This window comes from Micromonospora sp. NBRC 107095, assembly GCF_030269705.1.
GTDB classification, from domain to species: Bacteria; Actinomycetota; Actinomycetes; order Mycobacteriales; family Micromonosporaceae; genus Micromonospora; species Micromonospora parva.
Genome location: NZ_BSTU01000003.1, coordinates 53,074 through 67,332 on the forward strand (window position 1 = coordinate 53,074; position 14,259 = coordinate 67,332).

General features: G+C 72.0%; 12 protein-coding genes. 4 read left to right on the top strand and 8 right to left on the bottom strand.

Features of this window, described 5'->3' with window-relative positions; translation table 11 throughout:
* Positions 1 to 3 precede the first annotated feature (3 nt).
* Positions 4 to 1,182: a trans-sulfuration enzyme family protein gene (locus tag QSK15_RS17035; protein ID WP_285795191.1), complete on the bottom strand. Its 1,179-nt coding sequence runs from the start codon at positions 1,180 to 1,182 to the stop codon at positions 4 to 6.
* A gap of 83 nt (positions 1,183 to 1,265) precedes the next feature.
* Here QSK15_RS17035 and QSK15_RS17040 point away from each other — a divergent pair, with 83 nt between their 5' ends.
* Both QSK15_RS17040 and QSK15_RS17045 read left to right on the top strand, forming a co-directional pair.
* Positions 1,266 to 1,745 carry an Lrp/AsnC family transcriptional regulator gene (locus tag QSK15_RS17040; protein WP_030334356.1) on the top strand — a complete coding sequence of 160 codons (480 nt, stop codon included), beginning with the start codon at positions 1,266 to 1,268 and terminating at the stop codon, positions 1,743 to 1,745.
* Positions 1,746 to 1,805: 60 nt separating this feature from the next.
* Positions 1,806 to 2,828, top strand: a complete 1,023-nt coding sequence (locus QSK15_RS17045; RefSeq protein WP_285795192.1) for an LLM class flavin-dependent oxidoreductase — start codon at positions 1,806 to 1,808, stop codon at positions 2,826 to 2,828.
* A 199-nt stretch (positions 2,829 to 3,027) separates the two neighbouring features.
* On the opposite strand, the gene QSK15_RS17050 is transcribed toward QSK15_RS17045, so the two are convergent.
* Positions 3,028 to 5,277: a rhamnogalacturonan lyase family protein gene (locus tag QSK15_RS17050; RefSeq protein WP_285795193.1), complete on the bottom strand. Its 2,250-nt coding sequence runs from the start codon at positions 5,275 to 5,277 to the stop codon at positions 3,028 to 3,030.
* 220 nt (positions 5,278 to 5,497) lie between these two features.
* Between QSK15_RS17050 and QSK15_RS17055 the strand changes: the two genes are divergently transcribed.
* A complete protein-coding gene (locus tag QSK15_RS17055) occupies positions 5,498 to 6,958 on the top strand; it encodes a pyridoxal-dependent decarboxylase (RefSeq protein WP_285795194.1) in 1,461 nt (486 codons plus the stop codon).
* A gap of 280 nt (positions 6,959 to 7,238) precedes the next feature.
* On the opposite strand, the gene QSK15_RS17060 is transcribed toward QSK15_RS17055, so the two are convergent.
* Together QSK15_RS17060 and QSK15_RS17065 are read right to left on the bottom strand one after the other, a co-directional pair.
* Complete coding sequence (locus QSK15_RS17060; RefSeq protein WP_285795195.1) at positions 7,239 to 8,216, bottom strand: sulfite exporter TauE/SafE family protein; 978 nt, start codon at positions 8,214 to 8,216, stop codon at positions 7,239 to 7,241.
* 142 nt (positions 8,217 to 8,358) lie between these two features.
* On the bottom strand, positions 8,359 to 8,823 hold the full coding sequence (locus QSK15_RS17065; protein ID WP_030334362.1) for an RrF2 family transcriptional regulator: 465 nt from the start codon (positions 8,821 to 8,823) through the stop codon (positions 8,359 to 8,361).
* Between the two features lie 267 nt (positions 8,824 to 9,090).
* Between QSK15_RS17065 and QSK15_RS17070 the strand changes: the two genes are divergently transcribed.
* Positions 9,091 to 9,759, top strand: a complete 669-nt coding sequence (locus QSK15_RS17070) for a YceI family protein (RefSeq protein WP_285795196.1) — start codon at positions 9,091 to 9,093, stop codon at positions 9,757 to 9,759.
* Positions 9,760 to 9,804: 45 nt separating this feature from the next.
* Here QSK15_RS17070 and QSK15_RS17075 read toward each other — a convergent pair whose 3' ends face one another.
* From QSK15_RS17075 to QSK15_RS17090, 4 genes are all read right to left on the bottom strand, one after another.
* On the bottom strand, positions 9,805 to 10,689 hold the full coding sequence (locus QSK15_RS17075; RefSeq protein WP_285795197.1) for an acyl-CoA thioesterase: 885 nt from the start codon (positions 10,687 to 10,689) through the stop codon (positions 9,805 to 9,807).
* A complete protein-coding gene (gene pyk / locus QSK15_RS17080) occupies positions 10,686 to 12,134 on the bottom strand; it encodes a pyruvate kinase (protein WP_285795198.1) in 1,449 nt (482 codons plus the stop codon). The genes QSK15_RS17075 and pyk overlap by 4 nt, the downstream gene beginning before the upstream one ends.
* Before the next feature lie 234 nt (positions 12,135 to 12,368).
* Entirely contained in the window at positions 12,369 to 13,751 is a 1,383-nt protein-coding gene (locus QSK15_RS17085; RefSeq protein ID WP_285795199.1) for an FAD-binding oxidoreductase, read from the bottom strand.
* A gap of 132 nt (positions 13,752 to 13,883) precedes the next feature.
* The gene (locus QSK15_RS17090; RefSeq protein WP_030334370.1) at positions 13,884 to 14,246 is read right to left on the bottom strand and encodes a YciI family protein; all 363 of its coding nucleotides are present in this window, start codon (positions 14,244 to 14,246) and stop codon (positions 13,884 to 13,886) included.
* Positions 14,247 to 14,259 lie beyond the last annotated feature (13 nt).

Here is a 14,259-nt window from a genome sequence, read left to right on the forward strand (position 1 = left end):
CGGTCAGGCGATCGTGTCCAGGGCGTGGGCGAGGTCGGCGCGCAGGTCCTCGGGGTCTTCCAGGCCGACCGAGAGGCGCAGCAGGGCGGCAGCGGGTTTGGCGTCGCCCTCGACCGGCCGGTGGGTGAGCGAGGCCGGGTGCTGGATGAGGGTGTCCACGCCGCCGAGCGATACCGCGTGGGTGATGAGCCGGCAGGCACCGGCGACGGTCGCGGCGGCGGGCGCCCCACCGCGTACCTCGAAGGCGAGCAGGCTGCCGGGTCCGGCCATCTGCCGGCCGACCAGCGCCGCCGGGTCGTGCACCGAGGGGTGGTGCACCCGGTGTACGGCGGGGTGGTCGGCGAGCCAGCCGGCGAGCTTCTCGGCGGTGGCCTGTTGGGCGCGGACCCGCAACGGCAGGGTCTGCAGGCCACGGTGCAGCAGGTAGCCGCCGAGGGGGTGCAGGATCGCGCCGGTGACCGCGCGGACCTGGCGGAGGCGCACGGCCCAGGTGTCGTCGCAGGCGACGACGCCGGCCAGGACGTCTCCGTGCCCGCCGATGCTCTTGGTGGCGCTGTGCAGGACGAGGGTGGCACCGTGGCGGGCGGGCTGTTGCAGGACGGGAGTGGCGACGGTGTTGTCCACCAGCAGTGGGATGTCGCCGGCCGCAGCGGCGAGGGCGGCGATGTCGACCAGGTCGAGGGTGGGATTGGCGGGTGTCTCGACGATGATCAGTGCGGTGTCGGGGCGGATGGCGGCGGCGACCTCGTCGGGGTGGGCCCAGGTGACTGTGGTGCCGAGCAGGCCGGTGGCGAGGACGTGGTCGGTGCCCCCGTAGAGGGGTCGGACGGCGACGACGTGCCGGCGGTCGTCGCGGGCGGCGGCGAGCAGGGTGGCGGTGAGGGCGGCCATTCCGCTGGCGAAGGCGACGGCCTGGGCGGTGCCCTCCAGTTCGGCGAGGGCGCTCTCGAAGCGGGCGACGGTGGGGTTCCAGAGCCGTTGGTAGACGGCGCCGCCGTCGGCGGGAAGGGTGCCGCCGGTGGCGAGTTGCTCGTACGCGGCACCGCCGTCGTCGACCGAGGGCAGCGGGTTGGTGGTGGACAGGTCGATGGGCGGTACGTGCACGCCGAGGGTGCGGAGGTCGTCGCGGCCGGCGTGCACGGCCCGGGTGTCCATCGGTGTCATGGCGATAGCGTCGAACATCTGACGACCGGTGAGCAATAGTCCCGCAGATCATTCTGTTCATTGGGTTTGTTTCCGCGCTGAATTCGGGCGAGGATGGCGTCATGCCCCCTGAGCCGAATGATGTGCGGCCGTACCCGGCCCTGGACGAGGTGGATCGCGCGATCCTGACCGAACTGGCGGCGGACGGCCGGTTGCCGAACAACGCGCTCGCCGAGCGGGTCGGGGTCGCGCCGTCGACGTGCCTGACGCGTACCCGGGCGCTGCGCGAGCGCGGTGCGATCCGTGGTTTCCACGCCGAGGTGGATCCGGCGGCGCTCGGCCTGCCGTTGCAGGCGTTGGTGTCGGTGCGGTTGACCGCGCACGAGCGGGCGGCGGTGGACGCGTTCCGGGCCCGGTCGGTGCGGCTGCCGGGGGTGGTGTCGGTTTTCCACGTCGCTGGCGCGGAGGACTACGTGCTGCACGTGCGGGCGGCGTCCGGCGACGCGTTGCGCGACTTCGTCCTGGACCACCTGGCGGTCGACCCGGTGGTGCAGCACACGCAGACCAGTCTGATCTTCGAGCAGGCCCGCGGGATGGGTTGACCGGCGGGTGAGGTGGCCGACGAAAACCCGGATGCCGGAACAAAGCCGGTCGGTGCCGGGTTGGCTGAGCGTGTGATCACCGTACCGTTGTCTGTTCTTGATCTTGCCCCGGTCGCCAAGGGCGCCACCGCTGGCGCAGCCCTGCGGGCCACCACCGAGCTGGCCCGCCGCACCGAGGAGTTGGGCTACCACCGGTTCTGGGTGGCCGAGCACCACAACATGCCGGCGATCGCCAGCTCCGCGCCCGCGGTGCTGCTGGCGCACCTGGCGGCGAACACCTCGACCATCCGGCTGGGCTCGGGTGGGGTGATGCTGCCCAACCACGCGCCACTGGTGGTGGCCGAGCAGTTCGGCACCCTGGAGGCGCTGCACCCCGGTCGGATCGACCTGGGCATCGGCCGGGCGCCCGGCACCGACCAGATGACCGCGTTGGCGTTGCGGCGCACCATGGAGGGCCTGTCGGCGGAGCACTTCCCGCGCGAGTTGGCCGACCTGATGAACTACTTCAGCGGGGAGAAGCCGGGGCAGATCATCGCCACCCCGGGTCGCGGTGAGCAGCCTGCCGTGTGGCTGCTGGGCTCCAGCGGGTTCAGCGCCCAACTCGCCGGCCTGCTCGGCCTGCCGTTCTCCTTCGCGCACCACTTCAGCTCGACGAACACCCTGCCCGCGTTGGCCCTGTACCGGCAGCACTTCCGGCCGTCGCAGTGGCTGGACAAGCCGTACGCGATGGTGGCGGTCAACGCGGTGTGCGCGGACACCGACGAGCGGGCCGAGTGGCTGGCCGGGCCGAGCGCCCTGTCGTTCCTGAAGTTGCGCTCCGGGCGGCCGGAGCCGCTGTCGACGCCCGACGAGGCGGCGGCCTACCCGTACACCGAGATCGAGCGGGAGTTCGTGCTGCAACGCCGCGACGGTCAGGCGATGGGCTCGCCGGAGACGGTACGTCGGCAGCTGACCGAGTTGCAGGAGCGTACCGGCGCGGACGAGCTGATGCTGACCACGCTGGTCTACGACGTGCAGGACCGGGTGCGGTCGTACGAACTGATCGCCGAGCAGGTGGCGGGCGGTCTGCGCCAGGGGGCGTGAAACACGATCTTCACGTCAGCGTCACCCCGCCGACCCGGACGGTGCCTAATGTTGGTTCCGGTGGTGGTACGGCATTCCCGGTCGGGACGGGTTGGGAATGCCGCGGTGTGGCGCACCGGGCCGGAGCTGAGCGGATTCCGCGGCTGCGGCCCGGTGCCTGCCACCCTAGGCGACCCCGGTCGGGACCGCCAGACTCCGATCACCGTAGGTGGATGTCCGGCGTCGGTGGGGTGCCCATTCCGTTGCCGATGAAGAACCCTGGGTGCGGCGGTTGGTTGTAGGCGGTGTTCTGCCACGCGATGGCCACCCGGTACTGCGGGTCGTGCATGAGGGTGTAGATCCGGGTGCTGGTCGGGGTGGGCGTGCTGTAGATGCGCAACGTCCGGCTGTCGGTGGTCCGCCAGATCACCTCCTCACGCCAGTCGCCCAGGATGTCGCCGGAGAGCGCCGGGGTGGCCTTGGTGCCGTTGTTGGACGCCACCCCGCTGCCGTCGAGCAGCCGGGTCTCGCCGCCGGTGCCGTACTTGTCGATCCTCGTGCCGTCGAGCAGTTCCCGCACCGGGTCGGCGTCCCACCAGGCGAGGAAGTTCGCCGAGGACGGCTTGCGGCCGACGTTCTGCCCCCTGGTGTTGGCCAGTCCGGCGACCGCAGACGACCACGACTCCGCACCAGGACTGCCCGCCCAGATGTCCGCGGAGACACCCCGGCCGTTGTCGCCGGACGCCGGCGTGGACCAGAGGACCTGACCGGTACGGGCGTCGGCGAAGTAGGAGCTGGGCTTGCTGCCGTCCTCGTCGACCTTGAACACCTCCAGGCCGGCGCGGCCCGGGTCGAGGTCCCCGACGTGCAGCGCGTCGCCGTGGCCGTTGCCGGTGGAGTGCAGCAGCCGGCCGTTGTCGTCGATGGTGGCGGCCCCGTACACGATCTCCTGGCGGCCGTCCCCGTCGACGTCGGCGACGGAGAGTTGGTGGTTGCCCTGACCGGCGGCGGCGCCGTTGCCGGAGGAGTTCGAGTCGAACGTCCAGCGCTTGGTCAGCGCGCCGTTGCGGAAGTCCCACGCCGCGATCACCGCCCGGGTGTAGTAGCCCCGGGCCATGATCAGCGAGGGGCGCTGCCCGTCCAGGTAGGCGGTGCCGGCGAGGAACCGGTCCACCCGGTTGCCGTACGAGTCACCCCAGGACGACACGGTGCCGCGCGGCGGGTCGTAGGTGACGGTGGAGGCGATCGCACCGGTCTGACCGTTGAACATGGTCAGGTACTCCGGGCCGGACAGCACGTAGCCGCTGGAGTTGCGGTAGTCCGCCGACGACGAGCCGATGAGCTGACCGGTCCCGGAGCGGGTGCCGTCTGCGGTCTTCATGGCCACCTCGGCGCGGCCGTCGCCGTCGTAGTCGTACACCTGGAACTGGGTGTAGTGGGCGCCGGCCCGGATGTTGCGGCCAAGGTCGATGCGCCACAACCGGGCGCCGGTGAGTGTGTACGCGTCGACGTAGACGTTGCCGGTGTAGCCGGACTGGGAGTTGTCCTTGGCGTTCGACGGCTCCCACTTGAGCACGATCTCGTAGCTGCCGTCGCCGTTGAGGTCACCGACGGAGGCGTCGCTGGCGCTGTAGGAGTAGCTTTCCCCGCTCGGGGTGCTGCCCCCGGCCGGCACCTGCAACGGCACGTCGAGGTAGCCCGCGCCGAACTGCAACGCCGGTGCCGACGGGGCCTGCTCGGCGCCGCCCACCACGGCCCGCACCGTGTACGCCGAACCGGCTGCCGCGCCGCTGTCGAGGTAGTTGGTGGCTCCGGTGATCGGGCTGGCGTTGACCCTGGTGGATCCCCGGTAGAGGTTGAACGCCACCCCGGAGGTCTCGGTGCCGAGCAATCGCCAGGAGACCAGGTTGCCGCCGCCGGAGCGGACGCTGATCAACCCTCGGTCCAGGTTCTCCATCTGCACCACCCCGGCCGCAGGCGGAGGCGTGGTCGGGGGTGGCGTGGTGGGTGGTGGGGTGGTCGGGGGCGGTGTGGTCGGCTCGCCGGTGGGTGGAGTGCCCGTGCAGGTGGTGCCGTTGAGCGCGAAGCTGCCCGGCACCGGGTTGCTTCCGGTCCAGGAACCGTTGAAGCCGAACGAGGCGCTGCCGTTGGTCGCGATGGTGGCGTTGTGGTCGACGTTGCGCGCGGCGACCTGGGCACCGGACTGGGTGACCGTGGCGTTCCACGCCTGGGTGACCTGCTGGCCCGCCGGGTACGACCAGGTGACGGCCCACCCGCTGACCGGGTCGCCGAGGTTGGTGACGGTGACGTTGGCGCCGAAGCCGCCCTGCCACTGGTTGGTGATCTGATAGTCGACCCGGCAGCCGACGGCGGCGGCCGAGGCGACGACCGTACCGAGGGTGCCGGCCACGACGGTGGCCGCCGTGGTGGCGGCGGCGAGCAGGATCAGCCGATGTCTGGACGGGTGCATGCACTGCCTCCGGGGATCCGCTGGTGATCGCGGCGGCACACCGGCCCTGCCCGGGAAAGCACGGTGGACCAACCCCACCGCGACGGCGGCGGACGGCGATCTGATCGGGGGTGGAACGCCCTGGAACTCACGGATCCGACTCATCGCGATCGTAGGGCAAGCGCTTTCCGACACGCAACATCGATGATCGTGGCTTTCTTCGGTCTTGCCTCGACGATCGATGCCTGATCGACTCGTCCGGGTGAGCGCTCACCACATGGACCCCGCCGAATTCCGTCGCGCCGGGCACGCCGTCGTCGACTGGATCGCCGACTACTGGGCGACAGTGGAGCAACGGCCGGTCGCGCCGGCCGCTCCCCCGGGCACCGTGGCCGCCGCCCTGCCCGGCGCACCGCCCGCCACCGGCGGCGAACCGGTCGAGGCGGTCCTCGCCGACCTGGACTCGATCGTCGTACCGGGGCTGACCCACTGGCAGCACCCGAGCTTCTTCGGCTACTTCCCGGCCAACACCTCCGGCCCGAGCGTTCTCGGCGACCTGGTCAGCGCCGGGCTCGGCGTCCAGGGCATGCTCTGGGCCACCAGCCCGGCCTGCACCGAGCTGGAGACGGTGATGATGGACTGGCTGGCCCACCTGATGGACCTGCCACAACGGTTCCACTCGACCGGCACCGGCGGTGGGGTCATCCAGGACTCGGCCTCGTCGGCGACGCTGGTGGCCACCCTGGCCGCACTGCACCGGGCCAGCGACGGCCGGTGGCGTCACGCCGGCATCGACCGGCGCTACCGCGCCTACACCTCCGTGCACGGGCACTCGTCCATCGAGAAGGCCGCACGGATCGCCGGGCTGGGCGACGACGGCGTCCGGTCGGTCGCTGTGGACCCGGACACCCAGGCGATGCTGCCGGGCGCGCTGCGGGCCGCGATCGAGGCCGACCTGGCCGCCGGTGACGTACCGGCCATCGTGGTGGCCACCATCGGCACCACCTCCACCACCGCCATCGACCCGCTGCCCGAGATCGGAACCATCTGCGCCGAGTACGGCATCTGGCTGCATGTGGACGCCGCGTACGCGGGCGCCGCCGCCGTCTGCCCCGAGCTGCGGTGGTCGCACGCCGGCTTGGAGTACGCCGACTCCTACTGCTTCGACCCGCACAAGTGGCTGCTCACCGGCTTCGACTGCGACGCGTTCTGGGTGGCCGACCGGGCGGCGCTGATCGAGGCGCTGACCGTACTGCCCGAGTTCCTGCGCAACGCGGCCTCCGAGTCCGGTGCGGTGATCGACTACCGGGACTGGCAGGTGCCGCTGGGCCGACGGTTCCGAGCCCTCAAGCTCTGGTTCGTACTGCGCTGGTACGGCGTCGAAGGGCTGCGGGCGCACATCCGCTCCGGGGTGGCGCTGGCCGAGCGGTTCGCCGAGCGGGTCCGCGCCGACGACCGGTTCGAGGTGGCCGCCGCGCACCCGTTCTCACTGGTCTGCTTCCGGTTACGTGCCGACGACGACACCAACGCGGCGTTGCTGGCCTCGGCGAACGCCACCGGCCAGGTGCACCTGACGCACACCCGGGTCGCCGGCCGGTACACGCTGCGGCTGGCGGTCGGCTCCCCGCAGACCACCGAAACGCACATCGACGACGCCTGGACCCTGCTCGCCAGCACGGCCAAAGAGCTACTCGCCGCCTGAGCCACGCCCCACGCCCCACGCCCCACGCCCCACGCCCCACGCCCCACGCCCCACGCCCCACGCCCCACGCCCCACGCCCCACGCCCCACGCCCCACGCCCCACGCCCCACGCCCCACGCCCCACGCCCCACGCCGAGGAGCGTCCCGGTCCCAAGATCCGCACAACTACAGGGATGTTGCTGCCTCACACACGCGGGAGACAGCAACATCCCTGAAACTGCGCGGATCTTGAAGGCGGGACGCCCGGCAAGGGCGGGAGGTGGGGCAGGGCGGGGCGGGGTCAGCGTGGGTTGGGCGTACCCCTGGGGGTCGGCTCGGCCGGGGCCGCGCTCGCGGCGGCGACGCCGGCCAGGGCGGGCGCTGCGGGCGAGGGAGGAGCGTCAGCGGCCTCGACCCGCGCTGGCCGGGTGCGGCGCAGGGCGCGCACGGCCAGCACCAGGGCGGCGAGCCAACCGGCGGCCAGCAGGGCGTACGTGATGGGGCGGACCGGGCCGCCGAGGTCGGCGGAGCGGAGCAGGGTGCGGGCGTTGGTCAGCACGATCACTCCGCCGACCGCCGCGCCGAGCAGTTGGGCGGGAACGATACGCACCAGCCAGGCGGCCAGCGGGGCGGCGATGAGCCCGCCGATGAGCAGCGCGGCGACGGTGGGAAGCAGGAATCCCTCCGAGCCCAACCCGATCAGGAAGCCGATGCTGGCCGCGCCCGCCACGACGAACTCGGCGGTGTCCACCGAGCCGATCACCTTGCGGGGTTCCATCCGGCCGGAGACCAGCAGCGCCGGGGTGGCCACCGGGCCCCACCCGCCACCGCCGGTCGCGTCGACGAAACCGGCGACCAGGCCCAGGGGGCCGAGGAAACGACCGCGTAGCCGTCCGCCGACCCGGTCGGTGCGCAGCGGGCGGGCGAAGCGGACCAGGAGGTACGCGCCGAGCGTGAAGAGGATGCCGGCCATCCACGGCGCGGCGGCCTCGGTGGAGATCGAGCTGAGCACCGTGGCGCCGGCGAAGGCGCCGATCGCACCGGGTAGCGCGATGCGGGTCACCACTCGCCAGTCGACGTTGCCGAACCGCCAGTGCGCGACGCCGGCGGCGAGCGTGGTGCCGATCTCGGCCAGGTGCACCGAGGCCGAGGCGGCGGCCGGGGCGACCCCGGCGACCAGCAGCAGCGTGGAGGAGGTCAAGCCGTACGCCATGCCGAGCGAACCATCGATCAGTTGCGCGACGAGCCCGACCAGAGCAAGGACCAACAGCTTGCGCACGAGCGCCCCCTGACTTTTCGGCATCTCCTATCGACTTGGTCGACAATGCGGGATGGGGCAGCCAGGGTCAAGCCCCCGATCGGTGGATGGGACGCGCCGGGTCAGCGCCCGGGTGACGCCGATCCGGGAGGTGGGCCGGCGATCAGATCCAGGCGCGCGGGTCGGCGGCCAGCTCGGTGACCCGCGCGGGTAGGGCACCCGCTGCCACGTCGGCGACGCTCACCAGTTCCAGGATCTCCCGTTCGCTCGCCCGCAGCGCGATCCAAACCTCCTGGAGGGCGCGAGCCGGGCCGTGGTAGCCGAGCTGCTCGGGGCGCTGCCCGCGGACGTGGGCGAGGGGGCCGTCGATCACCCGGATCACCTCGGCGAGGGAGATCTCCTCGGCGGGGCGGGCCAGCCAGTAGCCGCCCTCCGGGCCGCGTTGGGCGTGCACGATGCCGCCCCGGCGCAGCTGCAACAGGATGCTCTCCAGGAACTTCGGCGGGATCTCCTGTGCACGGGCAATCTGGTCGGCCGTGACCGGTCGGCCGCGCCCGGGACCGCTGGCCGTCGCGGCAAGTTCGGCGGCCGCGCGGAGGGCATAGTCGACCCGGGCGGAGAGGCGCATGCCGGCAAGGTTAGTCCCTGGTCAACCGGGCAGGCGGGCGACCCTCGGCCGATCGGCCACGCATCGATGGAAAGTGCCGCCGCCGGCACTCGCGCGCGCTGCCGGCACCGACCGGTGCAGCCCGTCATGATCCACCGCACGGTGGCGGCCGAAATACCGGTCCGGGCCGTCCCTATGCTGGGCGTGAAAACGAATCTCCGGCCCTTTACCCGGCCGCCAGCAACATATTGATAAACACCCGGGTCCGCTCGGGGGGAAGGCAACACCATGACCGATATCGCCACCCGCACCTGGGATGGCATGACCATCCCGGTCGCCGGCACCTATCTTCTCGATCAGGCGCACAAGCGGATCGGTTTCCTGTCCCGGCACATGATGGTCAGCCCGGTACGCGGCGAGTTCGCCGAGGCCACGGCGCAGATCACCGTCGCCGAGGACCCGCTGCTCTCCTCGGTGACGGCCACCATCATGTCGGCGAGCATCACCACCGGGAGCGTCGACCGGGACACGCACCTGAAGAGTGCCGACTTCCTCGATGTGGAGCGCTTTCCCACCCTCGAATATCGAAGCACCGGTATCAAATGGCAGGGCAACGAGGACCCTATATTCCAGTGGGCACGCCTGCGCAACCACCGGCTGGGCGGACGAGGCCGGAGTCACATTGTTCCGCCGCAGTCCGACGGTATTCCCGGACGATTCGTCCTCGCCGGTGAGCTGACCGTGAAGGGAATCACCCGGGCCGTCGACCTGGAGGTGAACTTCGGTGGCGCTCGTCGTGATCCGTACGGGCAGAACATCTTCGGATTCAGCGCGACGGCGAGCATCAACCGCGAGGACTACGGCCTGCTCTGGAACGTCGTCCTGGAGAGCGGCGGGGTGCTGGTCGGCAAGACGGTGCAGATCGAGATCGCCGGAGAGGCCATCTACCAGGCCTGACCCGCCGCATCCCCGCCAGGAGCCTGGCGGGGATGGGTCGACGCGTCAGGCGCCGACGCGGCGCAACAGACCCTCCTGGACGGCGCTGGCGATCTGCCGGCCGTCATTGGTGAACATCCGGCCGGTGGCCAGCCCGCGCGCGCCGGACGCCGACGGGCTCAAACAGTCGTAGAGGAACCACTCGTCGGCCCGGAACGGCCGGTGGAACCACAGCGCGTGGTCCAGGCTCGCGCCGACCAACCCGCCCGGCCCCCACACCTCGCCGTGGGCGGAGAGCACCGAGTCCAGCAGGGTGAGGTCCGAGGCGTAGGTGAGCGCGCAGGCGTGCAGCAGCGGGTCGTCGGGCAGTTTGCCGTCGATGCGCATCCAGACGCGCTGGTGCGGGTCGGCGGGTCGGTCGCCGGGGCGGACCCAGCCGGGCTCACCCACGTAACGCACGTCGATCGGACGCGGGATCTGACCCCAGATGCCCAGCCGCTCCGGGTAGCGCGAGAGCCGGTCGCTCATCGTCGGCACGTCCTGCGGCATCGGGACGTCCAGCGGCGCGGTGACCTGGTGGTCCAGGCCCTCCTCGGCCCGCTGGAACGACGCCGACATGAAGAAGATCGGCTTGTCGTGCTGCAGGGCGACGGACCGGCGGACCGAGAAGGACCGCCCGTCGCGGATGTTCTCCACCTGGTACTCGATCGGCTCGACCGGGTCCCCGGGGCGGACGAAGTAGCCGTGCAGCGAGTGCACGAACCGCTCCGGGTCGACGGTGCGGCCGGCGGCGACCAGGGCCTGGCCGGCAACCTGGCCGCCGTACACCCGCTGTGGGCCGACCGGGGGGCTCATCCCTCGGAAGGTCATCTCCCCGGTCGGATCGAGGTCCAGCACTTCCAGCAGTTGGTCCACCGCCGCCTGGCCGACCGCGACCCGACCGTCGCTCACTGCAGCGCCCGCGCCGACGCGGCGTCGACCAGCGAGCCGAGCTGGTGTACGCGCAGCGTGTTGGTCGAGCCGGGGGTGCCGGGCGGGCTACCCGCCACGATCACCACGTAGTCACCGGGGTTGGCCCGGTCGAGGCCGAGCAGCGCCTGGTCGACCTGGCGGAACATGTCGTCGGTGTGCTGCACGAACGGCATCAGGAAGGTCTCCACGCCCCAGGTGAGGGCGAGCTGGTCGCGCACCTCGGGGACCGGCGTGAAGGCCAGCAGCGGCAGGTCGCAGTGCAGCCGGGACAGCCGGCGCACGGTGTCACCGGTCTGCGAGAAGGCGACGAGCGCCTTGGCGTTGATGGCCCGGGCGATCGACGAGGCGGCGACGGTGAGGGCGCCACCGTGGGTACGCGGGTCGTGCTGCAACCGCGGCACCCCGATCGAACCGGCCTCGGTGGTCGTCACGATCTTGGCCATGGTGCTGACGGTGAGCACCGGGTACTTGCCGACGCTGGTCTCGCCGGAGAGCATCACCGCGTCCGCGCCGTCGAGCACCGCGTTGGCGACGTCGGACGCCTCCGCCCGGGTGGGGCGGGAGTTCTCGATCATCGAGTCGAGCATCTGGGTGGCCACGATGACGGGCTTGGCGTTCTCCCGGCACAGCTGCACGGCGCGCTTCTGCACCAGCGGGACCTCGTCCAGCGGCATCTCGACACCGAGGTCACCACGGGCGACCATGACGCCGTCGAAGGCCAGCACGATGGCCTCCAGGTGCTCCACCGCCTCCGGCTTCTCGACCTTGGCCAGCACCGGCCGGAACACGCCCTCCTCGGCCATGATGCTGTGCACGAGCTTGATGTCCTCGGCCGAGCGGACGAAGGAGAGCGCGACCAGGTCGACACCGAGCCCGAGGGAGAAGCGCAGGTCCTCGGCGTCCTTCTCCGACATGGCGGGCACGCTGACCGCCACGTTGGGCAGCGACACGCCCTTGTTGTTGGAGACCGGGCCGCCCTCGGTGACGAGGCAGCGGATGTCGTTGCCGGTGACGTCGGTGACCTCGACGGCGACGCGACCGTCGTCGATCAGCAGCCGGTCGCCGGGCTTCACCTCGTGCGGCAGCTTCTCATAGGTGCAGGAGACCCGCTCCTTGGTGCCGAGAATGTCGTCGCTGGTGATCACGACCGAGTCACCGGTGCGCCACTCGTGCGGGCCGTCGGCGAACCGACCGAGCCGGATCTTGGGGCCCTGCAGGTCGGCGAGGACGGCGACCGGCTTACCCGCTGCCTCCGACGCTTCCCGGACCAGTCGATAGACCGCCTCGTGGTCGGCGTGGCTGCCGTGACTGAAGTTCAGCCTCGCCACGTTCATGCCGGCCTCGACGAGACCCCGGATGCGCTCCGGGGACGAGGTGGCGGGACCAAGAGTGCAGACGATCTTCGCGCGGCGTGTCACGCCCATCAGGCTAGTCTCTCCTTCAGGTCGGACTCGGGTCCGACCCCTTGCAGGCAGCGGAACATGTGTCCAACGACGCGCGGCGCGCGTCGGGCCGGCGGGCGGAACCGCACCGGGAACGTTGTGGCGACGGGCATCAGCGACCGCGCGCCGGGAATCGTACGCCTCCGGTGGCGTGCGCTGTCGGGGTGCTCCCAGCGGCGGTTCACTGCGGACGCCCCGAGGGCGGCAGGCGGCGGCTCATTCCGGGTGCCCCGACGGCGGCAGAGTGGGCACCGCGTGCAGCAGGTCACGGGGGTCGTAGCGGCGCTTGGCGTGGCGCAGCCGCGGCCAGTTCGCGCCGTAGGCGAGCCGGACCCGGTCGGTCTCCTGGGGGGCGAGCAGGTTGGGGTAACCACCGGGCAGGGCCTGCGGGGCGAGCGCCGCGGAGGTCCGATCGGCCCACTCCTGGTGCGGGCCGGCCGCGTCGCCGGGCGCCCACACCGCGATGATCTCGGTCAACAGGTGGTCGGCGCGCAGCCCGAACGCCGTGTCGGCGAGCCGCACGCGGGTGGCCGCGCCGTGGAAGTGGTGCAGGGCCACCGCGGAGAAGGGCGAGCTGACCTGCCGGGCCGCGTCGACGAGCGTGTCCACGGAGCTGTCGGTGAGCGCGGGCAGCCATCGGGTCCGCAGCAGGTAGTGGTTGCCGTCGACCATCCCGCCGTCGAACATCCGCAGCGCGTCCGCGTACGGCATCGGGCCTATCTGGTCGACCAGCGGGGTGCCCAGCGCGCGCAGCCGGTCCATCCACGGCAGCCCGGCGTCCAGGTCCGGGCCGCTGTAGAACGGGCAGACGAAGATCACCGGCTCGCCGGCCGGGCCGGGCAGGAAGCCGGCCATCACTGTCAGTTCGTCCGGGGCCTCGGCGAGCAGCGCGCCATAGCCGCGCAGTACGGCCGGGGCCTCGGACAGCGCGAACATGATCATGCCGGCCAGCACGCCGCGCAGCCGGTGCGCGCGAAACCGCAGCTCGGTGACGACGCCGAGGTTCCCGCCGCCGCCGCGCAGCGCCCAGTACAGCTCGGCGTCGTGCCGGGGGCCGGCGGTGACCCGGCGGCCATCGGCGAGAACCACCTCCGCGCCGAGCAGACTGTCCAGGGCCAGACCGAACCTGCCGCACAGCGGGCCGTACCCGCCAGCGAGGGTGAGCCCGGCCATTCCCACGTCGCCAACCGTGCCGGTGGGCACCACCAGGTCGTACGGGCGGGCGGCGGCGATCAACTCGGCCACCGTGGCGCCGCCGCCGATGGTCACCGTGGCCGCGTCCGGGTCGACCCGGACGGCGCGCAGCCCGGTCAGGTCGAGCACCAGAGCGCCGTCGCGCAGCGCCCGGCCGGCCCAGTCGTGCCCCCCGGAGCGGACCGAGACGGGCAGGTGGCAGCGGGCGGCGACGCGGACCGCCTCAGCCACCTCGTCGGCCTCCCGGCAGTGGGCGACCAGCGCGGGCGTCCGCGCCACCGCACCGTTCCAGAGCCGGGTGGTGCTGGTGTAACCGGGATCGCCCGGCTCGTGCAGCCGGTCGCCGAGCAGGGCACGTAGTCGGGCGGCGGCGGACGCGACATCACCGGTGGCGGCGGAGATCATGGCGACTCCTCGACCGGGGCCGACCCACGACACCGGGTACGCCCCGGCGACGGCCCGCGCAGGGCGCGACCGTAGCACCGGCAGGCGGGCGAGCGCCGTCGCCATCGCGACAGCCGCCACTGGACCGGTTGCTCAGCTCCCCGCTTTGACCAGCGGAAACTCCAGGGAACCCGCCGGGCAGAGGAAGGTGAGCACCTCCACCCGGTAGAGCCCGGCCTGCACCGCCGGGTCGGCCTCCAGCACGCTGCGGACGTCGTCGACGCTGCCGGTGCGGGCCAGCCCGAACCCGATCGGCGGATCCGGCTCGCGGGCCGGCCCGTCCACTGAGCCGGCGACCAGGATGATGCCGCGTCGCTGCAACGCCTGCATGTGCTCGGTGTGCTCGGCCTGCAACCGCTGCACCGTCTCGGCGGGCAGGGCCCGCCCGGCCGCGCCGGGATAGATCACGATGCACTCGTACGTGTCGAGCGCGAAGTTGACCTGCGGCACTCCCATGGGTGCTCCCTCC